The organism is Streptomyces sp. NPDC006174 (assembly GCF_040614075.1).
GTDB lineage: Bacteria > Actinomycetota > Actinomycetes > Streptomycetales > Streptomycetaceae > Streptomyces.
The window spans coordinates 76,040-99,476 of sequence record NZ_JBEXTJ010000015.1 but is presented as its reverse complement, the minus strand read 5'-3'; the positions used below and the strand labels follow the sequence as shown (position 1 = coordinate 99,476).

The window sequence follows — 23,437 nt, the reverse complement described above, 5'->3', positions numbered from 1 at the left end:
AGGCAGCACCGTGCAGATCGCCATCGCACTCTTCGACCGCTTCACCGCCCTGGACGCGGTCGGACCGTACGAGATCCTCAGCCGCGCTCCGGGCGCCGAGGTCGTCTTCGTCGCCGAACGGACCGGTCCCGTCGCCAACGACACCGGCAGCCTCCACCTCGTCGCCCACCAGACCTTTGCCGAGGTCCCGTCACCCGATCTGGTGATCGTGCCGGGCGGTCCCGGACAGAGCGGCCAGATGGAGAACGAGGCACTGCTCGGCTGGCTGCGCGCGGTGGACGCCACCACCACCTGGACGACCTCCGTCTGCACCGGCTCGCTGCTCCTGGCGGCGGCCGGGCTGCTGCGGGGCCGGCGGGCCACCTCGCACTGGCTGGCGCTGGAGGCGCTGAAGGAGTTCGGCGCCGAGCCGACGGGGGAGCGGGTGGTGTTCGACGGGAAGTACGTCACCGCCGCCGGGGTCTCCTCCGGCATCGACATGGGCCTCACCCTGCTCGGCCGGATCGCCGGCGACGACACGGCGCGCTCGGTGCAGCTGCTCACCGAGTACGACCCGCAGCCGCCGTACGACTGCGGGTCGCCGGAGAAGGCCCCGGCGGCGCTGGTGGAGGAGTGGCGGGCCAAGAGCCGACACGTCAGTCGGTAGGACCCGATCGACCGCGTGATCCCTTGTGGCCGACGCGTCACCCCATAAGCCGACGCACCACTCCCCAGGTCGCCGCCTGACCTCACAGGCTTACGCGTGACCGCAGGGGTTGCCGCCTGACCTCATAGGCTTACGTGTGACCCCAGAGGCCGCCGCGTGACCCCAGAGGACGCGCGTCACCCCATGGAGCCCGTCGTGTACGTGAACTTCGGCTCCCGCCGCTCCAGGAAGGCGGCGACCCCCTCCGCGGTGTCGCCGCTGCCCTGCGCCTGGCCGGTCCAGTACGCGTCCCGGTCCTGCCGTCCCGCCGCGAACTCCTTCGCCGCCGCTTGCGTCAGCTGGGAGCGGGAGGCCAGCACCTCCGCGTACGCCGCCACCCGCTCGTCCAGTCCGCCGGCCGGCAGCACCTCGTCCACCAGGCCGGTGCGCAGGGCCCTGGCCGTGCCGATCAGCTCGCCGGAGAAGAGCAGGTGCTTCGCCGTCGCCGGGCCGACCAGGCCGACCAGCCGCCGGGTGGAGGAGGACGGATAGACGATGCCGAGCTTGGCGGGCGTGACGCCGAACAGCGCGCCCTCCTGCGCGAACCGCAGGTCGCAGGCGGCCGCGAGCTGACTGCCGCCGCCCACGCAGTAGCCGCGCACCGCGGCGAGCGTCGGCCGCGGAAAGGCGGCGAGCGCCTCCTCGGCCGCCACCGCCAGCGCCTGCGCGTCCCCGGCGCTCTCCCGCAGCGTCGAGATGTCGGCCCCGGCGCAGAAGGTGTCCCCGGCGCCCGTCAGCACCAGCACCCGGACCGCCGGGTCGGCGGCGAGCCGCTCCAGCAGCTCCGGCAGGCCGCGCCACATCGCGGCGGTCATGGCGTTGCGCTTGGCGGGATGGCTGATCACGACGGTGGCGATCCCGCCGTCGACGGAGCAGAGGAGCTGGGGTTCCGTACGGTCCATGCGCCGGATGCTATCCGCAGGGTTCGAACCTATGATCAAGAAGGGGTCGCGAAGCGGACACGCACCGTAAGGAGCTGTCGATGAACGGACCCACCGCCGAAGGCAGGAAGCACAGAACCGGCACCAAGGGCGGAAAGCACGGACCCACCGCCGAGGGCCGCAAGCTCACCCGCGGTTTCAGCTGGCTCGCCCTGCTCGGCACGCTGCTGGTGATCGCCGGGATCATCGGCCTGATCTACACCGGCCTCGCCACCCTCACCTCGATGCTGCTCTTCGGCTGGCTGCTGCTGATCGGCGGTCTCGTCGGCCTGGCGCACGCCATCGAGTCGCGCGGCACCAACTACTTCTGGCTCGGTGTCGTGGTCGCCGCGCTGAACCTCGCCGCCGGTGTCGTGGTCATCCGCCACCCGGAAGGCACCGCCGAGGCGCTGACCATGTTCGCCGCGCTGCTCTTCCTGACCGGCGGAGTGTTCCGGCTGGTCGGCAGTGTCGTCGTCCGTGGTCCGCAGATGGGGTGGACGCTGCTGCAAGGCGCCTTCGGGCTGCTGCTGGGCCTGCTGGTGCTGTTCGACTGGCCGCACAGCAGCCTGTACGTTCTCGGCGTCTTCTTCTCGCTGGCCCTGCTCTTCGACGGCCTCGGTCTCATCGCCGTCGGGGTCGGCGGCCGACGCATCGTCAGCATGGTCTCGGAGCAACTGGAAGATCGGCTCGATGCACCCGGCCCGGCTACGGACAGTACGCCCAAGGCCCCGGGAGACGGGCAGAAGTAGGCTGCGGCCTGGCTCCATCGCGCACCTTCGGTCAAATAGCGCCGATACACAGCTATTTCCGATCAGTGGCACGGTACGGACCAAGCCATTCCCAACACTCTTTACTCGACGGTCAGTGCAGTGCGAGTGAGAGCTGGTGCCGGACGATGGAGAGCCTCGGGAGTGCCCCTGCCGATCCCGTGTCGTACGAGGGGGTGTGGCGTTTCACCGCCCCGGCCGTCGATGTGTCCGTGCCGCAGTCCCGGCACGCCGTGCGCGACCTTCTCGACCGCCAGGGCGTGCCGATCGAGGAGGACATCCTCCAGGGTCTGCTGCTGATCGTCTCGGAACTGGTCACCAACGCCGTCAAGCACGCGGCGCTGCTCTCGCCCGAGCTGGCGGTCGAGGTGGCCATCGGAGCCGACTGGGTCAGAGTCTCGGTAGAGGACAGCCACCCCTACCGGCCCACCGCGCTGGAGACGGACTACGCGCAGACCGGCGGCCGAGGGCTGCTGCTGGTCAAGGAGGTCACCGCGGAGGCGGGCGGGACCTGCGACGTGGAGCACACCGCCGGCGGCGGCAAGATCATCTGGGCGGCGCTGCCGTTGAAGACGCAGCTCTGACCGCCCCGTACGCGAACCGCGCGAGGCTCACCAGCCCGCGGACGGACCCGTCAGCTCACGGATCGCCGGACGCGCAGCGTCCAGCACCGTCATGAACCACGCCGAGAACGGCGCCTCGGCATGCCGTTCCGCCAGCTCCGCCGCCGTCACGAACGCCGTCTCGCCGACCTCCTCCGGGTCCGGCTTCAGCTGCTCCTGAGCCATCCCGACGAAGAGGTGGTTGAACTCCTGCTCCACCAGGCCCGAGGCCGGGTCCGGATGGTTGTAGCGGACCGTGCCCGCCTCCGCGAGCAGCGAGGGCGCGATGCCCAGCTCCTCGTACGTACGCCGCGCGGCCGCCGCGAAGGGCGCCTCGCCCGGGTAGGGGTGGCCGCAGCAGGTGTTCGACCAGACGCCGGGGGAGTGGTACTTGCCGAGCGCCCTGCGCTGGAGCAGCAGCCGGCCCTGCTCGTCGAAGAGGAAGACGGAGAACGCGCGGTGCAGCTGTCCCGGCGCCTGGTGGGCCGCCAGCTTCTCCGCGGTGCCGATGGTGGTGCCGTTCTCGTCGACCAGTTCGAGCATGATCGCTTCTGCGGTGCCGTTCGACGAGCTGTGCGTCGCGGTGGCTGGTGTGGTCGGCATACCCATCCTTGTCTGTGGTCCCGGCCTCGTGCGCCGGGCCCCTCGCGTCCGGTCAAGTCTGCCGTACAAAAGCCGCTTGTCCGTACTTCGGGTCCGGGCATGTCCGGCCCGCCGTGCCCGGTGAGCGCGGCGGGCCGGACGGGCCGTCAGACCCCGAAGGCCGCCGGATAGCGGATCATGCCCAGCGGAACCGGAACGGAATCATCCAGGACCAGCGCCATCATCGCCTCGTCCGGCACCTCGAACCCGGGCCGGATCCCGTACCGGGAAGCGGGTACGCAACCGAAGCGCGCGTAGTACTCGGGATCACCGAGCACCACCACCAGCACCTCTCCGCGCACCCGCGCCGCATCGAGCGCCGCCCGCACCACAGCCTGCCCGGCACCCTGCCGCTGGTGGGCGGGCGAGGTGGCGACCGGGGCCAGCGCGAGCGCCGGAGCGTCCCCGACCCGGCACCGGGTCAGCAACGCGTACGACGCCACGGACCCGTCCGGCGCCTCGGCGACGTACGACAGCTCCGGCAGCCAGGCCTCGGCGTCGGCGCGCAGCGCGTCCACGAGGTCGGCCTCGTCCCGGGTCGGGAAGGCGGCCGAGTTGACCGCGTGCACGGCCTCCCGGTCCGCCGCCGTCTCCGGCCGGGTGGTCCAGCGCGGGTCCGCCGGGCGCAGCACGTACGCGGCGTAGCCGTACTCCGCGCCGTACGCACGCCGCACCGCCAGCTCCTCACGGGTGGCCGCGAGCGCCCACTCCATACCGGGAACCGTCGGATCGGCGCGCTCCACCCGCTCGGCGAGCGGGACGTAGTACGTGTCCCAGTCGCTGTCGGGGTGGAGCAGGAGAGCCGAGACCGTGCAGCCCGCGGCGACGGCCGCCGCGGTGGTCTCGGGCCGGGTGCGCAGGGAGCCGTTGCGGTCCCAGAAGTCGCGCGCTCCGGCCGAGGGCGCGTCGGTGGTCCAGACGCACTCGGAGATCATCAGCGCGCCGCCCGGGGCGAGCAGCCGCTGCCAGTCGCGTACGGCGGTGGCGAAGCCGATGCAGTACACCGGCCCCTGGGGGGTGTCTTGCCGATCATTCCGGGCTCGCGGGGTCCGGCCTGATCGGCAAGACACCCCCTCCGCCCAGATCAGGTCGAAGGAGCCGGCCGGGAAGTCGGGGCCGGTGAGGTCACCCATGTCGGCCCGGACCGTACGGATACGGCCGGCCAGACCATGAGCTTCGGCCGCCTCGCGCAGCTCGTCCAGGAACGGCTGGTGCAGGTCGACCGCGGTCACCTCGGCGCCCGCCTCGGCGGCGAGCAGCAGCGAGGCGCGGCCCGGACCGCAGCCCAGGTCGAGGACGCGCGGACGGTCGGGAAGCGGACCGGCCAGAGCGAGCAGCCGGCGCGTGGTGGCGTCGGAGCCGGGGCTCTGGCGGGGGAGACGGTGGTGCAGGGTGAAGAACGCCTCGGTGCGCGAGGCGTCGTCGGTGTGGTCGGTCATCGTGGGAACCCTTGCGTGCGAGGGCTCCGACCGATCCGAGAGAAGTGGATCTAGCCGGAAACCCGGGAGATGAGGGAAGAGCGATTGCCGCGCCGGGAAGGCGTCGTCGCGACGGTCATCAACCTCAGCTCCTCTCGCAAGGTCCCGGTGTGTCCGGGAGTCGTCCACGGTGAGACTCGAACGTCTCAGCGAGCCAGCGTAGCACCGCCGCCGCGACCGGCTCAGTGGCACAGATGCGCCTCGTGCTCCGCGTGACCGCTCGGCTCCAGCTGGAAGGTGCAGTGCTCCACGTCGAAGTGGTCGCCGAGGCAGCCCTGCAGCTCGTGCAGCACCTTCTCGTGCCCTATCGAGTCCAGCATCTCCTGGCGCACCACCACATGCGCGGAGAGCACCGGCATCCCGGAGGTGATCGTCCAGGCGTGCAGATCATGGACGTCCAGGACACCGGGCAGCGCCGTGATGTGGGCCCGTACCTCCGCCATGTCCACGCCCTTGGGCGCCGCCTCCAGCAGCACGTTCAGCGTCTCCCGGAGCAGCTTCACCGTACGGGGGACGATCATCAGGCCGATCACCAGCGAGGCGATCGGGTCGGCGGCCTGCCAGCCGGTCGCCATGATGACGGCCGCCGAGACGATCACGGCGACAGAGCCCAGCGTGTCCGCCAGCACCTCCAGATAGGCGCCGCGCACATTGAGGCTCTCCTTCTGTCCGCGCATCAGCAGAGAGAGGGAGACGATGTTGGCGACCAGGCCGACGGCGGCGAACGCGATGGCGAGGCCGCCCTTGGTCTCGGCCGGAGTGATGAACCGGTCGACGGCCTCGAAGATCAGGAAGCCGCCGACGCCCAGCAGCAGCAGACAGTTGGCGAGCGCCGCGAGGATCTCGGCGCGGGCGAAGCCGAAGGTGCGGTTCGGGCCGGCCGGACGGTTGGCGAAGTGGATGGCGAGCAGCGCCATCCCGAGCCCCAGCGCGTCGGTGGCCATGTGGGCGGCGTCCGCGATCAGGGCCAGCGAGTCGGAGAGCACCCCGCCGACGATCTCCATGACCATCACGCTCAGCGTGATCCCGAGGGCGACGCGGAGCCTGCCCCGGTACGCGGCGGCCGCCGTGCCGGTCGGAGGCGGCCCGCCGTGCGTGTGCCCGTGATCGTGGCCAGCCCCCATGCGAAACGCCTCCAGCTCGGTGCGACAGCGCCCGGCGAAACCGCCCGACGAGGCCAGTGAACTACGGGTGGGGGGTATCGGGCAACACGGTACTGAACACCGTTGTCATATGCTCTGACCTGCGAAAACGTTCCGCAGGTCAGAGCGGTGACGTGATCATTTACGGGCGTCCGCCATGGGTGTCGATACGTGCCTGCGGATGGTGCAGGCACCACCCTTCCCAGGCCGACTCGACCATCGAGCGGGCATCCCGGCGGGCCGTCCAGCCCAGCTCCCGGACCATCCGCGCATCCGAGGCCACCGCCTTCGCCGCGTCACCGGGACGGCGCGGCTCCACCACCGGCTGCACCGCGTATCCGGTCACCTCGGTGATCACGTCGATCAGCTCCCGTACCGACACGCCCTCGCCCCGGCCCACGTTCAGCGTCAGATCGCCGCCCTCGCGCACGCCGAGCTTCCGCGCCACGGCGAGGTGGGCGTCAGCCAGGTCGGCGACGTGGATGTAGTCACGGACACACGTGCCGTCGGGCGTGGGGTAGTCGTCGCCGAAGATCCGTGGCGCCTCGCCCCTGGTCAGCCGGTCGAAGACCATCGGGACGATGTTGAAGACCCCGGTGTCCGCCAGCTCGGGCCCGGCCGCGCCCGCCACGTTGAAGTACCGCAGACAGGCGGTCGAGATCCCGTGCGCCTTGCCCGTCGCCCGCACCAGCCACTCGCCGGCGAGCTTGGTCTCGCCGTACGGGTTGATCGGCAGGCACGGCGTCTCCTCCGTGACGAGATCCACGTCCGGTACGCCGTAGACGGCCGCCGACGACGAGAAGAGGAAGCGCCGCACGCCGGCCGCGACCACGGCCTCCAGCAGCACCGTCAGCCCGGCGATGTTCTCCCGGTAGTACAGCAGCGGCTTCTCCACGGACTCGCCGACCTGCTTCTTCGCCGCGAGATGCACCACACCGCTCACCGCGTGCTCGGCCAGCACCCGGTCCAGCAGCGCCCGGTCCGAAGCGGAGCCCTCCACCAGCGTGACGGCCTCCGGCAGCCGGTCCACGACGCCCGTCGAGCGGTCGTCGACCACCACGACCCGCTCGCCCGCCGCGACCATGGCCCGCGCCACGTGTGCCCCGATGTAACCCGCTCCACCTGTGATCAGCCATGTCATGACCGTCAGCCTAAGCGTCAGAGCCATCCGGTCCGACCGGCGGTTTGTGGGCCGGGGCACCGATCAAGGATGATGATCGCCGATGGAACCGGCCCGGTGGGAGGCCACCCGAACAGCGCGGAAACGGGTGGTGAACTCGGCCTTCCGTTCATCCGATAGCCTCAGCCGACATGCCGCCCGGCCCGCCTCGTGGCCGTGCTGCCGAGTGTCGTCCACCGTCAGTGCCAAGGAGTGAGTTCGTCTGTCGACCGCCATCCTCACCGGTACGCCGGTACCCGGGTCGTCGCTCGCGGACGATCTGAGGTCCCTGGGCTTCGACGTGCTCAGCGCCGCCGACGCCGGTGACGCCGCAGCACTCCTCGCCGCCGTCCCGGCCGACCGCCGGGTCGCCCTCGTCGACCCGCGTTTCGTGGGCCACCTCCACGCGCTACGGCTCGGCCTGACCGACCCGCGCTTCCCCGCCGCCACCGTCCCCGGTGCGCTCACCGCCCAGCCCCAGGCCCGGCGGGCCCTGCTGCGCGCGCTGGACCGCACCACGGCCGCGGTCGGCGCCGGCGCGCCTGTCGTCGACCCGGACACCGACCCGGCACCCGAGGACCGCACCGTCGCCGGCCGCATCGCCGTCGCGCTGGAGTCCGAAGGCGTCGCCGTACAGCGCCCCGCCCTCGGCTCGCTGGTCGCCGCCGTCCCCACCGACCCCGAACAGCAGGCCGCGGCCGAGACCGCACGTGCCTCGGTCGACGACGAAGCCGTACGGCTGCGCAGCGCGGTCAAGGCCCACGACGGCTTCTTCACCACCTTCTGCATCAGCCCCTACTCCCGCTACATCGCCCGCTGGTGCGCCCGCCGGGGCTTCACCCCGAACCAGGTCACCACCGCCTCCCTGATCACCGCGCTCATCGCGGCGGGCAGCGCGGCGACCGGCACCCGGGGCGGCTACATCGCCGCGGGCATCCTGCTCCTGGTCTCCTTCGTCCTGGACTGCACCGACGGGCAGCTCGCCCGCTACTCGCTGCAGTACTCCACGATGGGTGCCTGGCTGGACGCCACGTTCGACCGGGCCAAGGAGTACGCGTACTACGCCGGCCTGGCCATCGGCGCCGCCCGCGGCGGTGGCAGTGACGATGTATGGGCCCTCGCGCTCGGTGCGATGGTCCTCCAGGCCTGCCGCCATGTCGTGGACTTCTCCTTCAACGAGGCCAACCACGACGCGGTCGCCAACACCAGCCCCACCGCCGCCCTCTCCGACAAGCTCGACAGCGTCGGCTGGACGGTCTGGGCGCGCCGGATGATCGTGCTGCCGATCGGCGAGCGCTGGGCCATGATCGCGGTGCTCACCGCGTTCACCACCCCGCGCATCGTCTTCTACGCCCTGCTCGTCGGCTGCGCCCTCGCCGCCTGCTACACCACCGCCGGCCGCCTCCTGCGCTCGCTGACCCGCAAGGCCGGCCGCACCGACCGCGCTGCCCAGGCCCTGGCGGACCTCGCCGACTCCGGCCCGCTGGCCCAGGCAGTCGCCGCGGTCGCTCCCGGCCTGCGGGGCGCGTTCACGGCCCCCGCCCTCGCCCTCCTCGGCACCCTCGTGATGGTCGGCGCCGCGCTCTTCCTCCCGTACGGCAGCCCACTCACCATCGCCGCCGCGGCCGTGTACGTCCTGCTCTCCGGCCTCGCCGTCGCCCGCCCCCTCAAGGGCGCGCTCGACTGGCTGGCACCGCCGTTCTTCCGGGCGGCGGAGTACGTCACGATCCTCGTGCTGGCCGCACGCAGCGACGTCCCGCACGCCGTTCCGGCGGCCTTCGGGCTCGTCTCGGCCGTCGCCTACCATCACTACGACACGGTCTACCGCATTCGCGGAGGCACCGGCGCACCGCCTCAGTGGCTGGTGCGGACGATCGGTGGCCACGAGGGCCGTACCGCGCTGGTGGCCGTTCTCGCCGCCGTACTCACCCAAGGCTCAGGTTTCACCACGGCTCTCACCGTTCTCGCGGTGGTCGTGGCTCTGGTGGTGCTCGTGGAGTCCATCCGCTTCTGGGTGTCCTCCTCGGCGCCCGCCGTACACGACGAAGGAGAACTCGCATGATCGGCCTCGTACTGGCAGCCGGTGCAGGACGACGTCTGCGTCCCTACACGGACACGCTCCCCAAGGCGCTCGTCCCTGTCGACGGTGACAAGACGGTCCTCGACCTCACGCTCGCCAACTTCGCGGAGGTCGGACTCACCGAGGTCGCGATCGTCGTCGGCTACCGCAAGGAGGCCGTCTACGCGCGCAAGGCCGAGCTGGAGGCGACGTACGGTCTCACCCTCACCCTCATCGACAACGACAAGGCCGAGGAGTGGAACAACGCCTACTCCCTGTGGTGCGCCCGTGACGTCATCAAGCGCGGCGTGATCCTCGCCAACGGCGACACCGTGCACCCGGTCTCCGTCGAGAGGACCCTCCTGGACACCCGTGGCGAGGGCCGGAGGATCATCCTCGCGCTGGACACCGAGAAGAGCCTCGCCGACGAGGAGATGAAGGTCATCACCGAGGAGGCCAGGGGCGTCCGGCGCATCACGAAGCTGATGGACCCGGCCACCGCGACCGGTGAGTACATCGGCGTCACCCTCATCGAGGCCGAGGCCGCCGAGGAGCTCGCCGACGCGCTGAAGGCCACCTTCGAGCGCGACCCCGACCTCTACTACGAGGACGGCTACCAGGAGCTCGTCAACCGCGGCTTCACCGTCGACGTGGCTCCGATCGGCACCGTGACCTGGGTCGAGATCGACAACCACGACGACCTCGAGAAGGGCCGGGAGATCGCGTGCCAGTACTGACCCGGCTCATTCCGTCCCCGGTCGTCGTCGACATCCGGCGCGGCGCCATGGACGATCTGGCGGGTCTCCTGGCCGATCAGCGGATCTCCTCCTCGGGCAAGCTCGCCATCGCGATCAGCGACGGCTCCGGGCGCGCGCTCAAGGAGCGGCTCGCCCCGGTCCTGCCGGGTGCCGACTGGTACGCCGTCTCCGACGGCACGATCGACTCCGCGGTGAAGCTCGCCGACGACATCAAGGGCACCCGGTACGACGCGGTGGTCGGCCTCGGCGGCGGCAAGATCATCGACGTGGCGAAGTACGCCGCGGCGCGGGTCGGCCTGCCGCTGGTCGCCGTCGCGACGAACCTCTCGCACGACGGCCTCTGCTCGCCGGTCGCCACGCTCGACAACGACAACGGGCGCGGCTCCTACGGCGTGCCCACGCCGATCGCCGTGGTCATCGACCTCGACGTGATCCGTGAGGCGCCCGCCCGGTACGTCCGCTCCGGCATCGGTGACGCGGTCTCGAACATCTCCTGCGTCGCCGACTGGGAGCTGGCCCACGAGGTCAACGGCGAGGAGATCGACGGACTCGCGGCCGCCATGGCCCGCCAGGCAGGCGAGGCCGTGCTGCGCCATCCCGGCGGTGTCGGCGACGACGCCTTCCTCAAGGTGCTGGCCGAGGGACTCGTGCTGACCGGCATCTCGATGTCGGTCGCGGGCGACTCGCGTCCGGCCTCCGGCGCCTGCCACGAGATCAACCACGCCTTCGACCTGCTGTATCCGCAGCGGGCGGCCAGCCACGGCGAGCAGGTCGGCATCGGCGCCTGCTTCGCCATGCATCTGCGCGGTGCCCGTCAGGAGTCCCTCCAGATGGCATCGACCCTGCGCCGCCACGGTCTGCCGGTGCTGCCCGAGGAGATCGGGTTCACCGTCGACGAGTTCGTCCGGGCCGTCGACTACGCGCCGCAGACCCGACCGGGACGCTTCACCATCCTGGAGCACCTCAACCTGTCCACCGACCAGATCAGGGACGCGTACGCCGACTATGTCTCGACCATCAGTAGCTGAACTCCGTCCGGTCGTGCACCCTCCGGGGGTGAAGGACCGGCGCAGTGGCGAGCACTGGGCCGGCCGCCTGTACATGCGTGAGGTCTCCCTGCGCGTGGACCGCTACCTGGTGAACACCAGGGTCACGCCGAACCAGGTCACGTACGTGATGACGCTGGCCGGAGTCCTGGCCGCGCCGGCCGTGCTGGTGCCCGGCATACCGGGCGCCCTGCTCGGTGTGCTCATGGTCCAGCTCTACCTGCTCTTCGACTGCGTGGACGGCGAGCTGGCCCGCTGGAAGAAGCAGTACTCGCTGAGCGGGGTCTACCTGGACCGGGTCGCCGCCTACCTGTGCGACGCGGCCGTCCTCGTCGGCCTCGGCCTGCGCGCCGCCGACATCTGGGGCGAGGGCCGGATCGACTGGCTCTGGGCGTTCCTCGGGACGTTCGCCGCGCTCGGCGCGATCATGATCAAGGCCGAGACGGACCTGGTCGGCGTCGCGCGCCACCAGGGCGGGCTGCCGCCGGTCAAGGAGGCGGCCTCCGAGCCGCGCTCCTCCGGCATGGCGCTGGCCCGCCGGGCCGCCGGAGCGCTCAAGTTCCACCGGCTGATCCTCGGGATCGAGGCCTCGCTGCTCATCCTGCTCGTCGCGATCCTGGACACCATCGGCGGCGACCTCTTCTACACCCGCCTCGCCACCGCCGTACTGGCCGGCATCGCACTCCTGCAGACCCTGCTCCACCTCGTCTCCGTCCTGGCGTCCAGCAGGCTGAAGTGACCTCTGCCATGAGACTGGGCGCGGTGATCATCACCATGGGCGACCGGCCCGACGACCTCCGCGCCCTCCTCGATTCGGTCCTCGCGCAGGACGGCGAACCGATCGAGGTCGTGGTGGTCGGCAACGGCGCACCGGTCGGGCCCGTGCCGGCCGGCGTACGGACGGTGGAGCTGCCGGAGAACCTCGGCATCCCCGGTGGCCGCAACGTCGGCATCGAGGCGTTCGGCCCGTCCGGCGCGGACGTGGACGCCCTGCTCTTCCTCGACGACGACGGGCTGCTCCCGAACCGGGACACCGCCGAGCTCTGCCGTCAGGCATTCGTGGCGGACCCGAGGCTCGGCATCATCACCTTCCGGATCACCGACCCGGACACCGGCGCCACCCAGCGCCGCCATGTGCCCCGGCTCCGGGCGGCCGACCCGATGCGCTCCTCGCGCGTGACGACCTTCCTCGGCGGCGCCAACGCCGTACGCACCAGGGTCCTCGCCGAGGCGGGACCGCTGCCGGAGCAGTTCTTCTACGCCCACGAGGAGACCGACCTCGCCTGGCGGGCGCTGGACGCGGGCTGGATGATCGACTACCGCGCGGACCTGGTCCTCAACCACCCCACCACGGCCCCCTCCCGGCACGCCGTCCACCACCGCATGGTGGCCCGCAACCGGGTCTGGCTGGCCCGCCGGAACCTTCCCGCCCCGCTGATCCCTCTCTACCTCGGGGTCTGGCTGCTGCTGACGCTGGTCAGGCGCCCGTCGCCGCCCGCGCTGAAGGCGTGGTTCGGCGGTTTCCGCGAGGGCTGGACGACGTCCTGCGGGCCGCGCCGCCCGATGAAGTGGCGTACGGTGTGGCGGCTGACGCGGCTGGGGCGACCTCCGGTCATCTGAGAAGCTTTCCTCTGAGAGCATGAGGCGTATTTTCTTTCCGGGACCTGTCCGCCTGAGCCGCGCCCGCGACTGGCTGCGCGTGAAGACGAGAGTTTCAACTTGTGAGTGACACGACCCACGACGCCGGGGTGGCCCTCGGGGCCCCGCCGTCCGCCGACGAGGGCCTCGGCGCGGCCCAGCTGGCTGCCAAGTACGGCCTGACCGTGAGCGGCGCCCGGCCTGGACTGCTCGCCTATCTGCGACAGCTCTGGGGCCGGCGCCACTTCATCCTGGCCTTCTCCCGGGCGAAGCTGACCGCGCAGTACAGCCAGGCCAAACTGGGCCAGCTGTGGCAGGTGGTCACCCCTCTCCTGAACGCCGCTGTCTATTACCTGATCTTCGGACTCATCCTGGGGACCAGGGAGGGAATTCCCCACGACGTCTTCGTGCCGTTCCTGGTCACCGGCGTCTTCGTCTTCACCTTCACGCAGAGCTCCGTGATGGCGGGCGTCCGGTCGATCTCCGGCAACCTCGGACTGGTCCGGGCCCTGCACTTCCCGCGGGCCTCGCTGCCGATCTCGTTCTCGCTCCAGCAGCTCCAGCAGCTGCTGTTCTCGATGATCGTGCTGGTCGCGGTCGCCGTCATCTTCGGCAGCTATCCCTCGCCGTCCTGGCTCCTGGTGATCCCCGCCCTGATTCTCCAGTTCTTCTTCAACACCGGACTCGCGCTCGTCATGGCGCGGCTCGGCTCCAAGACGCCCGACCTCGCGCAGCTGATGCCGTTCGTCACCCGGACCTGGATGTACGCCTCGGGCGTCATGTTCTCCATCCCGGTGATGCTCAAGGACAAGCCGGCGTGGATCGCCGACGTGCTCCAGTACAACCCGGCGGCGATCTACATGGACCTGGTCCGCTTCGCGCTGATCGACGGTTACGGCTCCGAGAACCTGCCGGACCACGTCTGGGCCGCCGGCCTGGCCTGGGCCGTGCTGCTGGCCGTCGTGGGATTCGTGTATTTCTGGAAGGCAGAGGAACGGTACGGCCGTGGCTGAGGACAACAAGCAGGGCCGGATTCCCACGGTCATCGCCGACGATGTCCACATCGTCTACCGGGTCAACGGCACCGGCGGCGGCCGGGGCAGCGCCACCGCGGCGCTGAGCCGGATGATGCGCCGCGGCAAGGGCGAGCCGCGCGGGGTCAGGAAGGTGCACGCCGTACGCGGCGTCTCCTTCACCGCCTACCGCGGCGAGGCCATCGGCCTCATCGGCACCAACGGCTCCGGGAAGTCGACGCTGCTGCGGGCCATCGCCGGCCTGCTGCCGACCGAGTCCGGCCGGGTCTACACCGACGGCCAGCCCTCGCTGCTCGGTGTGAACGCGGCGCTGATGAGCGACCTCACCGGCGAGCGGAACGTGGTGCTGGGCGGCCTGGCCATGGGCATGACCCAGGCCGAGATCCGCTCCCGCTACCAGGAGATCGTGGACTTCTCCGGCATCAACGACAAGGGTGACTTCATCACCCTGCCGATGCGGACGTACTCCTCCGGCATGTCGGCGCGTCTGCGCTTCTCCATCGCCGCCGCCAAGAACCACGACGTCCTCATGATCGACGAGGCGCTGGCCACCGGTGACCAGAAGTTCCGCCGCCGTTCCGAGGAGCGGATCCGCGAGCTCCGCAAGGAGGCGGGCACCGTCTTCCTGGTCAGCCACAACAACAAGTCGATCCGGGACACCTGCGACCGGGCGCTCTGGCTGGAGAAGGGCGAACTCCTGATGGACGGCCCCACCGAGGAAGTCCTCAAGGCGTACGAACGCGAGACGGGCAAGTAGTTTCCCAGCCATCTGTGGCCTCCACCGGACCGCTTCCGGTGGAGGCCACAGCGGTGTACGGGGTCGGCGGAGGTCAACCGCAGTACGCCTTGAGGGGTGATCTCCTCCCGGCGGATGACGTCAATCCACCGGCACGCGAGCAAGGTTGACGAGTAGTGCGGTGTCCGCGCCCCGGGCGCTCCACCCCCGCGCACCCCTGTGAGCTGTACAACGTAAGCTGTAGCGGTGCTGATTCATGGCAAGTGGGGCGATCCGCCCCCGGCGCTCCGCCCGCTGTGCCGCAGTGCACTCGGAAGAACGAGCGGCGTGTCCGAAAAGGGATGTTTTGGGTCAGCAGTGTAGAACGGGAGATGTGACGGCAATGACGGAAAATCTCCAGCTCCGACGTGGTTCCGCCGTCCCCGCGCCGGGTGGTCCGCAGTGACCTCCACGCCCGAGGCGCGCACCGGCGACGCCACGCTCGGCAAGGCCGCGGACGAGAACTTCCCCGTGGCCCCCTTCTTCCTGCCCCGCGCCTGGCGCGACGACCTGATGGCGGTCTACGGCTACGCCCGGCTCGTCGACGACATCGGCGACGGCGACCTCGCCCCCGGCGGCGCCGACGCCCGCCACCTGGGCCTGGAGCCCGAGCAGAGCGACGACCGGCTCGCCATGCTCGACGCGCTGGAGACCGACCTGCACCGGGTCTTCGCCACCACCGGCCAGGAGCCGCACCACCCGCTGCTGCGCGCGCTGCGTCCCACCGTGCGGCGCCGCGCGCTCACCCCCGAGCCCTTCCTCGGCCTGATCGAGGCCAACCGGCAGGACCAGAAGGTCCGCCGCTACGCCACCTACGCGGAGCTCGCCGCCTACTGCGAGCTCTCAGCCAACCCGGTCGGCCGCCTGGTCCTCGCCCTCACCGGCACCACCAGCCCGGAGCGCGTACGCCGCTCCGACGCGGTCTGCACCGCACTCCAGATCGTCGAGCACCTCCAGGACGTCGCCGAGGACCTCGCGCGCGACCGGATCTATCTGCCCGCCGAGTCCATGGACCGCTTCCGGGTCAGCGAGGCCGACCTGGCCGTACCGTCCGCCGGAGCCTCGGTCCGCGCGCTGATCGCGTACGAAGCACAGTGCGCGAGCGAGCTGCTGGAGGAAGGCATTCCGCTGGTGGCGAGCGTCGACGGCAGACTGAAGCTCCTGCTCGCCGGATTCGTCGGCGGCGGCCGCGCCGCCCTCACGGCGGTCTCGGCCGCCGGTTTCGACGTCCTGCCCGGACCACCCAAGCCCACCAAGCCCAGCATGCTGCGCGAAGTCGCAGTCGTCCTGCGAAGAGCGCGTAGAGAGGGGTGAGCTTGACCGTGGAGGGACAGACGACGGACATGCCGCCACCGGTACAGGCCGCATACAGCTACTGCGAGGCCGTCACCGGACAGCAGGCCCGGAACTTCGCCTACGGCATCAGGCTGCTGCCGTACGAGAAGCGGCAGGCCATGTCGGCGCTGTACGCCTTCTCCCGCCGCGTCGACGACATCGGCGACGGCGAGCTCGACCCGGCGACCAAGCGGACCCGGCTGGAGAGCACCCGTGAGCTGCTCGACCGGATCCGGCACGGCAAGGTCGAGGAGGACGACACCGACCCGGTGGCCGTCGCCCTCTCCGACGCCACCCGCCGCTTCCCGCTCCCGCTGGAAGGGCTCGACGAGCTGATCGACGGCGTCCTGATGGACGTCCGCGGCGCCACGTACGAGACCTGGGACGACCTGAAGACCTACTGCCGCTGCGTCGCCGGTGCCATCGGCCGCCTCAGCCTCGGCGTCTTCGGTACGGAACCGGGCGCACCCGGCGCCGAGCGGGCCTCCGAGTACGCCGACACGCTCGGCCTCGCGCTCCAGCTCACCAACATCCTGCGCGATGTCCGCGAGGACGCCGGCAACGGGCGCACCTACCTCCCCGCCGACGACCTGGCCAAGTTCGGCTGCTCCGCCGGCTTCCACCGCTCCACCCCGCCGCCCGGCTCCGACTTCGCGGGCCTCATCCACTTCGAGGTGCGCCGGGCGCGAGCCCTGTTCGCCGAGGGATACCGCCTGCTGCCGATGCTGGACCGCCGCAGCGGCGCCTGCGTCGCCGCCATGGCCGGGATCTACCGCCGCCTCCTGGACCGGATCGAGCGCGACCCCGAGGCCGTGCTGCGCGGCCGCGTCTCGCTGCCCGGCCATGAGAAGGCGTACGTCGCGGTGCGCGGCCTCTCCGGTCTCGACGCCCGCCATGTCTCGCGGCTGACCTCCAGGGGGCGGGCCTGATGCACTCCGGCACGCCTGGCGCCCGGTCAACCCTCCGGTGGCCGCACGCGTCCACGACTGCGACGATTCCTTCCGGGACGACCCGGGGATCGGCGACGGTCCGGCGATCGAAGACAGCCCGGCGAGAGGGGCAGGCATGAGCGACGAGACCCCACGCCCCGTCGCGGTCGTCGTCGGCGGCGGCCTCGCCGGCATCACCGCGGCCATGCGCCTCGCGGATGCCGGGCTCGACGTCACGCTGCTCGAAGGGCGGCCCCGCCTCGGCGGCCTCGCCTTCTCCTTCCAGCGCGGCGACCTCACCGTCGACAACGGCCAGCACGTCTACCTGCGCTGCTGCACCGGCTACCGCTGGTTCCTCGACCGCGTCGACGCCGCCCACCTCGCTCCGCTCCAGGACCGCCTGGACGTCCCCGTCCTGGACGTCGGCCGCGCCGCCGGACCGCGCCTCGGCCGGATCCGCCGCACCGGCCTGCCCGTACCGCTGCACCTCGCCGGCGGCCTCGCGGCCTATCCGCACCTCTCCCTCGCCGAGAAGGCGAACGTGGGCCGCGCCGCCCTCGCGCTCGGCCGCCTCGACCCCGCCGACCCGGAACTCGACCGCATCGACTTCGCCACCTGGCTCAAGCGGCACGGCCAGTCCGAGCGCGCCATCGAGGCCCTCTGGGACCTCGTCGGCGTCGCCACCCTCAACGCCACCGCGCCGCACGCCTCCATGGCGCTCGCCGCCAAGGTCTTCAGGACCGGCCTCCTCTCCGAGCCCGGCGCCGCCGACATCGGCTGGGCCACCGTGCCGCTCGGCGAGCTGCACGACACCCTGGCCCGCAAGGCCCTGGACACCGCGGGCGTCCGCACCGAGCTGCGCGCCAAGGTGGGCTCCCTGACCCGCGGCGAGGACGGCCGCTGGAACGTCGAGACCGCCGGCGAGCGGATCACCGCCGACACCGTCGTCCTCGCCGTACCGCAGCACGAGACGCACGACCTGCTGCCCGCCGGCGCACTGGACGAGCCGGACCTGCTGCTCGACATCGACAACGCGCCCATCCTCAACGTGCACGTGATCTACGACCGGGCGGTGCTGCGCCGCCCGTTCTTCGCCGCGATCGGCTCGCCGGTCCAGTGGGTCTTCGACCGTACGCACTCCTCCGGGCTCAAGGGCCCCGGCCAGTACCTGGCGGTCTCCCAGTCCGCCGCCCAGGACGAGATCGACCTCCCCGTCGCCGAGCTGCGCGAGCGCTACCTGCCCGAGCTGGAGCGGCTCCTGCCCGCCGCACGCGGCGCCGGCATCCGGGACTTCTTCGTCACCCGCGAGCGCACCGCCACCTTCGCGCCCGCCCCGGGCGTCGGCGCGCTGCGCCCCGGCCCCCGTACGCGAGCGCCCGGACTGCACCTGTCGGGCGCCTGGACCGCCACCGGCTGGCCCGCGACGATGGAGGGTGCCGTGCGCAGCGGCTTCCAGGCCGCCGACGCGGCCCTTCACGACCTCGGCCGCCCCCATGGACATCCGCTGCAGGAGGCGGCATGAGCAGTACCACCGGAACAAGAGGAGAGTCAGTGACCCCGGCGAATCCGGCTTCCGACACCGTGGACCAGACCACGGACGTCACCGCGCTTCTGGAGCGCGGACGAGCCCTGTCAGCGCCGGTGCTGCGGGCCGCCGTGGACCGGCTGGCGCCGCCCATGGACACCGTCGCGGCCTACCACTTCGGCTGGATCGACGCCGAGGGACGGCCCTCGGACGGCGACGGCGGCAAGGCCGTGCGCCCCGCGCTCGCCCTGCTCTCGGCCGAAGCGGCGGGCGCTCCCGCCGAGGCGGGCGTCCCCGGCGCCGTGGCTGTCGAGCTCGTGCACAACTTCTCGCTGCTGCACGACGACCTGATGGACGGCGACGAGCAGCGCCGCCACCGCGACACCGTGTGGAAGGTGCACGGCCCCGCGCAGGCGATCCTGGTCGGCGACGCGCTCTTCGCGCTGGCCTACGACGTCCTGCTGGAGCTCGGCACGGTCGAGGCGGGCCGCGCGGCCCGCCGGCTGACCTCGGCCACCCGCAAGCTCATCGACGGCCAGGCCCAGGACATCTCCTACGAGCACCGCGAGCGGGTCACCGTCGAGGAGTGCCTGGAGATGGAGGGCAACAAGACCGGCGCCCTGCTGGCCTGCGCGGTCTCCATCGGCGCGGTGCTCGGCGGCGCGGACGACCGCACCGCCGACACCTTGGAGGCGTACGGCTACCACCTCGGCCTCGCCTTCCAGGCCGTCGACGACCTGCTCGGCATCTGGGGCGACCCGGAGGCCACCGGCAAGCAGACCTGGAGCGACCTGCGCCAGCGCAAGAAGTCCCTCCCGGTCGTCGCCGCGCTCGCCGCCGGCGGACCGGCCTCCGAGCGGCTCGGCGAGCTGCTCGCCGCCGACGCCAAGAGCAGTGACTTCGACAGCTTCTCCGAAGAGGAGTTCGCCGCCCGCGCGGCGCTCATCGAGGAGGCGGGCGGCCGCGAGTGGACCGCGCAGGAAGCCCGCCGGCAGCACGCGGTCGCCATCGAGGCGCTGCACGGTGTCGACATGCCGCACCAGGTACGGGCGCAGCTCACCGCGCTCGCCGACTTCGTGGTGGTGCGGAAACGGTGATCAGCACCCGTATATGACTCGCAGTCGCCGGCCGGCGCCCTGACCCGGGCGCCGGCCGACGGAGACCCCAGCACAGCAGAGAAACCACTGCACGTAAGGGGAAGCTCATGACAGCGACGACCGACGGATCGACCGGGGCCGCGAAGCTCTCCGCGCCCCCGGCAGCACATCCGGCCGACACGATCACCGCCGCGGACGACATGCTCGCCGCCGCTCGACAGGCCGCGGAACGCTCCGTGGCCCACCTCCTCGGCCGACAGGACGAACAGGGCTGGTGGAAGGGCGACCTGGCCACCAACGTCACCATGGACGCCGAGGACCTGCTCCTGCGCCAGTTCCTCGGGATCCAGGACCCGGAGACCACCCGGGCCGCCGCCCTCTTCATCCGCGGCGAACAGCTCGGCGACGGCACCTGGAACACCTTCTACGAGGGGCCGAGCGACCTCTCCGCCACCATCGAGGCCTACGTGGCCCTGCGACTGGCCGGTGACCGCCCCGAAGAGCCGCACATGGCGCGCGCCGCCGCCTGGATCAGGGAGCAGGGCGGCATCGCGGCCGCCCGCGTCTTCACCCGGATCTGGCTGGCCCTGTTCGGCTGGTGGAAGTGGGACGACCTCCCCGAACTCCCGCCCGAGCTGATGTTCTTCCCCAAGTGGGTCCCGCTCAACATCTACGACTTCGGCTGCTGGGCCCGCCAGACCATCGTCCCTCTGACCATCGTCTCCGCCAAGCGCCCGGTGCGGCCCGCGCCCTTCACCCTGGACGAGCTGCACACCGATCCCGCCGAGCCCAATCCGCCCAGGAAGCTTGCTCCGGCGGCCAGTTGGGACGGCCTCTTCCAGCGGTTGGACAAGGGCCTGCACCTCTACCACAAGGTCGCGCCGCGCCCGCTGCGCCGGATCGCGATGAACGTGGCGGCCCGGTGGATCGTCGAGCGCCAGGAGAACGACGGTTGCTGGGGCGGTATCCAGCCGCCGGCCGTCTACTCGATCATCGCGCTGCACCTGCTCGGCTACGACCTGGACCACCCGGTGATGAAGGCCGGACTGGCCTCGCTGGACCGGTTCGCCGTCCACCGCGAGGACGGCGCCCGGATGGTCGAGGCCTGCCAGTCGCCTGTCTGGGACACCTGCCTGGCGACCATCGCGCTGGTCGACGGCGGCCTCAGACCCGACCACCCGGCGCTGGTGAAAGCCGCCGACTGGATGCTCGCCGAGGAGATCACCCGGCCCGGTGACTGGTCCGTACGCAAACCCGAACTGGCGCCCGGAGGCTGGGCGTTCGAGTTCCACAACGACAACTACCCGGACATCGACGACACCGCCGAAGTCGTCCTGGCCCTGCGCCGGGTGCGCCATCCCGACCCGGCCCGGCTGGAAGCCGCCATCGAGCGCGGAGTGCGCTGGAACCTCGGGATGCAGTCCCGCAACGGCGCCTGGGGCGCGTTCGACGCCGACAACACCAGCCCGTTCCCCAACCGCCTGCCGTTCTGCGACTTCGGCGAGGTCATCGACCCGCCATCGGCCGATGTCACCGGCCATGTGGTGGAGATGCTCGCCGTCGAAGGGCTCGGCAGCCATCCTCGTACGCGACGCGGTATCGAGTGGCTGCTCGCCGAACAGGAGGCGTGCGGCGCCTGGTTCGGGCGCTGGGGCGTCAACTACGTGTACGGGACCGGGTCGGTGGTGCCCGCGCTGGTCGCCGCCGGACTGCCCGCCGCGCACCCTTCGATCCGCCGGGCGGTGACCTGGCTGGAGTCCGTGCAGAACGACGACGGCGGCTGGGGCGAGGATCTGCGCTCGTACCAGGAGGAGAAGTGGATCGGCCACGGTGAGTCCACCGCCTCGCAGACCGCCTGGGCACTCCTGGCCCTGCTCGCCGCGGGCCGCCGCGACAGCCTGGCCGTGGCGCGCGGGGTCACCTGGCTGACCGGGGCGCAGCAGGCGGACGGCTCCTGGGACGAGCCGTATTTCACCGGCACCGGCTTCCCGTGGGACTTCTCGATCAACTATCACCTCTACCGCCAGGTCTTTCCTCTGACGGCCCTCGGGCGGTACGTGTACGGCGACCCGTTCGCCGACCGTACGGGCGTGGCCAAGGGCGCCTGATGGCCGGCGCACCGGGGCCCACGGCCTCCCAGGCGCCGCTGCTGGTCGCCTGTGCGCTGGGCATCGAGCAGCTGGCGCTGCACAGCGGCAAGCGGCCCGGCGGCCCGGTAAGGGTCCTGCGGACCGGCATGGGCCCCCGGGCGGCGGAGGCGGCCGTCGCGGCGGCCCTCGCCCCGGGTGGCGTACCGGACGCCGCCGTCATCGCCTCCGGCTTCTGCGCCGGCCTCGCGCCCGGCATGCACCCCGGCGACCTGGTCGTCGCCGAGGAGACCCGTGACCCGGACGGCGCCACGCCCTGCACCGGCACCGGCCTGCTGGTCGCAGCCCTGGCCCGCGCCGCCCCCGGCTCGGCCGTCCACACCGGCCCGCTCACCGGCTCCGACCACGTCGTACGCGGCCCCGAGCGGGTTGCACTGCGGGCCACCGGGGCCATCGCGGTGGACATGGAGTCCGCCGCGACACTGCGTACCGCCCTGTGCCACGGGCCGCGTCCGGTTGCGGCCGTCCGGGTGGTCGTGGACGCTCCAGAGCATGAGCTCGTCCGTATCGGCACGGTTCGCGGTGGAATATCGGCCTTCCGTGTTCTCCGTGCCGTCCTTCCGGCTTTCTACGAATGGCACCGATCCTCAACGCTCCCCAGGAGGTGAGCCAGATGGCCATGCCGCTCCGTCAGTCCATCAAGGTCGCGACGTATCTCTTCGAACAGAAGCTCCGCAAGCGTGAGAAGTTCCCGCTGATCGTCGAGCTGGAGCCGTTGTTCGCCTGCAACCTCGCCTGCGAGGGGTGCGGGAAGATCCAGCACCCGGCCGGTGTCCTGAAGCAGCGCATGCCGGTCGCCCAGGCGGTGGGCGCGGTGCTCGAATCCGGTGCTCCGATGGTCTCGATCGCCGGTGGCGAGCCGCTGATGCATCCGCAGATCGACGAGATCGTGCGCCAGCTCGTCGCGAAGAAGAAGTACGTCTTTCTCTGCACCAACGCGATGCTCATGCGCAAGAAGCTCGACAAGTTCACGCCCTCGCCCTACTTCGCCTTCGCCGTGCACGTCGACGGACTGCGGGAGCGGCACGACGAGTCGGTCGCCAAGGAAGGCGTCTTCGACGAGGCCGTCGCCGCGATGAAGGAGGCCAAGGCGCGCGGCTTCCGCGTCACCACCAACTCCACCTTCTTCAACACCGACACCCCGCAGACCATCATCGAGGTCCTCAACTACCTCAACGACGACCTGAAGGTCGACGAGATGATGATCTCGCCCGCCTACGCGTACGAGAAGGCGCCCGACCAGGAGCACTTCCTCGGCGTCGAGCAGACCCGCGAACTCTTCAAGAAGGCCTTCGCCGGCGGCAACCGGGCCCGCTGGCGGCTCAACCACTCGCCGCTCTTCCTGGACTTCCTGGAAGGCAAAGCCGACTTCCCGTGCACCGCGTGGGCGATCCCCAACTACTCGCTCTTCGGCTGGCAGCGCCCGTGCTACCTGATGAGCGACGGCTACGTACCGACATACCGTCAGCTCATCGAGGAGACCGACTGGGAGAAGTACGGCCGGGGCAAGGACCCGCGCTGCGCCAACTGCATGGCGCACTGCGGCTACGAACCCACCGCCGTCCTCGCGACGATGGGATCGCTCAAGGAGTCGCTGCGCGCGGCACGGGAGAGCGTCGGCGGGAACCGGTGACGTCGTGACAGCGAGGGGGCCGGTGACGCCGGCCCCCTCGGGAAACGCAGCGAAGGAGACGAA

The 23,437-nt window shown here is 71.2% G+C and carries 22 protein-coding genes; 17 read left to right on the top strand and 5 right to left on the bottom strand.

Translation table 11 applies throughout. The annotated features are described in order from the left end of the window. Nucleotides 1–10 precede the first annotated feature (10 nt). Entirely contained in the window at nucleotides 11–646 is a 636-nt protein-coding gene (locus tag ABZ267_RS28775; RefSeq protein ID WP_356752519.1) for a DJ-1/PfpI family protein, read from the top strand. A 176-nt stretch (nucleotides 647–822) separates the two neighbouring features. Here ABZ267_RS28775 and ABZ267_RS28770 read toward each other — a convergent pair whose 3' ends face one another. Further along, entirely contained in the window at nucleotides 823–1,587 is a 765-nt protein-coding gene (locus ABZ267_RS28770; RefSeq protein WP_356752517.1) for an enoyl-CoA hydratase-related protein, read from the bottom strand. A gap of 80 nt (nucleotides 1,588–1,667) precedes the next feature. On the opposite strand from ABZ267_RS28770, the gene ABZ267_RS28765 reads away from it, so the two are divergent. Both ABZ267_RS28765 and ABZ267_RS28760 read left to right on the top strand, forming a co-directional pair. Next, the gene (locus ABZ267_RS28765) at nucleotides 1,668–2,357 is read left to right on the top strand and encodes a DUF308 domain-containing protein (protein WP_356752515.1); all 690 of its coding nucleotides are present in this window, start codon (nucleotides 1,668–1,670) and stop codon (nucleotides 2,355–2,357) included. A 146-nt stretch (nucleotides 2,358–2,503) separates the two neighbouring features. After that, complete coding sequence (locus ABZ267_RS28760; RefSeq protein WP_356752513.1) at nucleotides 2,504–2,959, top strand: ATP-binding protein; 456 nt, start codon at nucleotides 2,504–2,506, stop codon at nucleotides 2,957–2,959. Nucleotides 2,960–2,986: 27 nt separating this feature from the next. Here the strand turns inward: ABZ267_RS28760 and idi are convergent, their stop codons facing one another. The 4 genes from idi to galE form a co-directional block, all read right to left on the bottom strand. Further along, nucleotides 2,987–3,580, bottom strand: coding sequence for an isopentenyl-diphosphate Delta-isomerase (gene idi, locus ABZ267_RS28755; protein WP_356752511.1), 594 nt, complete (start codon nucleotides 3,578–3,580; stop codon nucleotides 2,987–2,989). A 146-nt stretch (nucleotides 3,581–3,726) separates the two neighbouring features. Then, nucleotides 3,727–5,058 carry a bifunctional class I SAM-dependent methyltransferase/N-acetyltransferase gene (locus ABZ267_RS28750; RefSeq protein WP_356752510.1) on the bottom strand — a complete coding sequence of 444 codons (1,332 nt, stop codon included), beginning with the start codon at nucleotides 5,056–5,058 and terminating at the stop codon, nucleotides 3,727–3,729. A 221-nt stretch (nucleotides 5,059–5,279) separates the two neighbouring features. After that, nucleotides 5,280–6,221 (bottom strand): cation diffusion facilitator family transporter, encoded by a 942-nt coding sequence (locus ABZ267_RS28745; protein ID WP_356752508.1) that lies wholly within the window; start codon nucleotides 6,219–6,221, stop codon nucleotides 5,280–5,282. A 160-nt stretch (nucleotides 6,222–6,381) separates the two neighbouring features. Continuing rightward, on the bottom strand, nucleotides 6,382–7,380 hold the full coding sequence (galE, locus tag ABZ267_RS28740) for a UDP-glucose 4-epimerase GalE (protein WP_356752506.1): 999 nt from the start codon (nucleotides 7,378–7,380) through the stop codon (nucleotides 6,382–6,384). 319 nt (nucleotides 7,381–7,699) lie between these two features. On the opposite strand from galE, the gene ABZ267_RS28735 reads away from it, so the two are divergent. From ABZ267_RS28735 to hpnH, 14 genes are all read left to right on the top strand, one after another. Then, the gene (locus ABZ267_RS28735) at nucleotides 7,700–9,460 is read left to right on the top strand and encodes a DUF5941 domain-containing protein (protein ID WP_356752504.1); all 1,761 of its coding nucleotides are present in this window, start codon (nucleotides 7,700–7,702) and stop codon (nucleotides 9,458–9,460) included. Beyond that, nucleotides 9,457–10,194, top strand: coding sequence for a phosphocholine cytidylyltransferase family protein (locus tag ABZ267_RS28730; RefSeq protein WP_356752502.1), 738 nt, complete (start codon nucleotides 9,457–9,459; stop codon nucleotides 10,192–10,194). Before ABZ267_RS28735 ends, ABZ267_RS28730 begins: the two co-directional genes overlap by 4 nt. Then, nucleotides 10,182–11,243, top strand: a complete 1,062-nt coding sequence (locus tag ABZ267_RS28725) for an iron-containing alcohol dehydrogenase family protein (protein ID WP_356752501.1) — start codon at nucleotides 10,182–10,184, stop codon at nucleotides 11,241–11,243. The genes ABZ267_RS28730 and ABZ267_RS28725 overlap by 13 nt, the downstream gene beginning before the upstream one ends. Beyond that, nucleotides 11,221–12,000, top strand: coding sequence for a CDP-alcohol phosphatidyltransferase family protein (locus ABZ267_RS28720; protein ID WP_356752499.1), 780 nt, complete (start codon nucleotides 11,221–11,223; stop codon nucleotides 11,998–12,000). Before ABZ267_RS28725 ends, ABZ267_RS28720 begins: the two co-directional genes overlap by 23 nt. A gap of 8 nt (nucleotides 12,001–12,008) precedes the next feature. Beyond that, complete coding sequence (locus ABZ267_RS28715) at nucleotides 12,009–12,881, top strand: glycosyltransferase (protein WP_356752497.1); 873 nt, start codon at nucleotides 12,009–12,011, stop codon at nucleotides 12,879–12,881. 101 nt (nucleotides 12,882–12,982) lie between these two features. Then, a complete protein-coding gene (locus ABZ267_RS28710) occupies nucleotides 12,983–13,912 on the top strand; it encodes an ABC transporter permease (RefSeq protein ID WP_356752495.1) in 930 nt (309 codons plus the stop codon). Then, nucleotides 13,905–14,690 (top strand): ABC transporter ATP-binding protein, encoded by a 786-nt coding sequence (locus tag ABZ267_RS28705; protein ID WP_356752493.1) that lies wholly within the window; start codon nucleotides 13,905–13,907, stop codon nucleotides 14,688–14,690. Before ABZ267_RS28710 ends, ABZ267_RS28705 begins: the two co-directional genes overlap by 8 nt. A gap of 420 nt (nucleotides 14,691–15,110) precedes the next feature. Further along, on the top strand, nucleotides 15,111–16,022 hold the full coding sequence (gene hpnC, locus ABZ267_RS28700; RefSeq protein WP_356752491.1) for a squalene synthase HpnC: 912 nt from the start codon (nucleotides 15,111–15,113) through the stop codon (nucleotides 16,020–16,022). 29 nt (nucleotides 16,023–16,051) lie between these two features. Then, the gene (gene hpnD, locus ABZ267_RS28695; protein ID WP_356752643.1) at nucleotides 16,052–16,972 is read left to right on the top strand and encodes a presqualene diphosphate synthase HpnD; all 921 of its coding nucleotides are present in this window, start codon (nucleotides 16,052–16,054) and stop codon (nucleotides 16,970–16,972) included. A 136-nt stretch (nucleotides 16,973–17,108) separates the two neighbouring features. After that, the gene (hpnE, locus tag ABZ267_RS28690; RefSeq protein WP_356752490.1) at nucleotides 17,109–18,494 is read left to right on the top strand and encodes a hydroxysqualene dehydroxylase HpnE; all 1,386 of its coding nucleotides are present in this window, start codon (nucleotides 17,109–17,111) and stop codon (nucleotides 18,492–18,494) included. Further along, nucleotides 18,491–19,594, top strand: coding sequence for a polyprenyl synthetase family protein (locus ABZ267_RS28685; RefSeq protein WP_093689636.1), 1,104 nt, complete (start codon nucleotides 18,491–18,493; stop codon nucleotides 19,592–19,594). Before hpnE ends, ABZ267_RS28685 begins: the two co-directional genes overlap by 4 nt. Nucleotides 19,595–19,701: 107 nt before the next feature. After that, entirely contained in the window at nucleotides 19,702–21,702 is a 2,001-nt protein-coding gene (gene shc, locus ABZ267_RS28680) for a squalene--hopene cyclase (RefSeq protein WP_356752488.1), read from the top strand. Next, complete coding sequence (locus ABZ267_RS28675; RefSeq protein WP_356752486.1) at nucleotides 21,702–22,349, top strand: 1-hydroxy-2-methyl-2-butenyl 4-diphosphate reductase; 648 nt, start codon at nucleotides 21,702–21,704, stop codon at nucleotides 22,347–22,349. Before shc ends, ABZ267_RS28675 begins: the two co-directional genes overlap by 1 nt. A gap of 5 nt (nucleotides 22,350–22,354) precedes the next feature. Beyond that, nucleotides 22,355–23,374, top strand: a complete 1,020-nt coding sequence (hpnH, locus tag ABZ267_RS28670; protein ID WP_356752484.1) for an adenosyl-hopene transferase HpnH — start codon at nucleotides 22,355–22,357, stop codon at nucleotides 23,372–23,374. Nucleotides 23,375–23,437 lie beyond the last annotated feature (63 nt).

Coding starts and splice junctions, on each gene's coding strand:
- ABZ267_RS28770 (WP_356752517.1), bottom strand. CDS start 1,587: ATGGACCGTACGGAACCCCAGCTCCTCTGCTCCGTCGACGGCGGGATC.
- ABZ267_RS28765 (WP_356752515.1), top strand. CDS start 1,668: ATGAACGGACCCACCGCCGAAGGCAGGAAGCACAGAACCGGCACCAAG.
- ABZ267_RS28760 (WP_356752513.1), top strand. CDS start 2,504: ATGGAGAGCCTCGGGAGTGCCCCTGCCGATCCCGTGTCGTACGAGGGG.
- idi (WP_356752511.1), bottom strand. CDS start 3,580: ATGCCGACCACACCAGCCACCGCGACGCACAGCTCGTCGAACGGCACC.
- ABZ267_RS28750 (WP_356752510.1), bottom strand. CDS start 5,058: ATGACCGACCACACCGACGACGCCTCGCGCACCGAGGCGTTCTTCACC.
- ABZ267_RS28745 (WP_356752508.1), bottom strand. CDS start 6,221: ATGGGGGCTGGCCACGATCACGGGCACACGCACGGCGGGCCGCCTCCG.
- galE (WP_356752506.1), bottom strand. CDS start 7,380: ATGACATGGCTGATCACAGGTGGAGCGGGTTACATCGGGGCACACGTG.
- ABZ267_RS28730 (WP_356752502.1), top strand. CDS start 9,457: ATGATCGGCCTCGTACTGGCAGCCGGTGCAGGACGACGTCTGCGTCCC.
- ABZ267_RS28720 (WP_356752499.1), top strand. CDS start 11,221: ATGTCTCGACCATCAGTAGCTGAACTCCGTCCGGTCGTGCACCCTCCG.
- ABZ267_RS28715 (WP_356752497.1), top strand. CDS start 12,009: ATGAGACTGGGCGCGGTGATCATCACCATGGGCGACCGGCCCGACGAC.
- hpnD (WP_356752643.1), top strand. CDS start 16,052: ATGCCGCCACCGGTACAGGCCGCATACAGCTACTGCGAGGCCGTCACC.
- hpnE (WP_356752490.1), top strand. CDS start 17,109: ATGAGCGACGAGACCCCACGCCCCGTCGCGGTCGTCGTCGGCGGCGGC.
- ABZ267_RS28685 (WP_093689636.1), top strand. CDS start 18,491: ATGAGCAGTACCACCGGAACAAGAGGAGAGTCAGTGACCCCGGCGAAT.
- shc (WP_356752488.1), top strand. CDS start 19,702: ATGACAGCGACGACCGACGGATCGACCGGGGCCGCGAAGCTCTCCGCG.
- ABZ267_RS28675 (WP_356752486.1), top strand. CDS start 21,702: ATGGCCGGCGCACCGGGGCCCACGGCCTCCCAGGCGCCGCTGCTGGTC.
- hpnH (WP_356752484.1), top strand. CDS start 22,355: ATGGCCATGCCGCTCCGTCAGTCCATCAAGGTCGCGACGTATCTCTTC.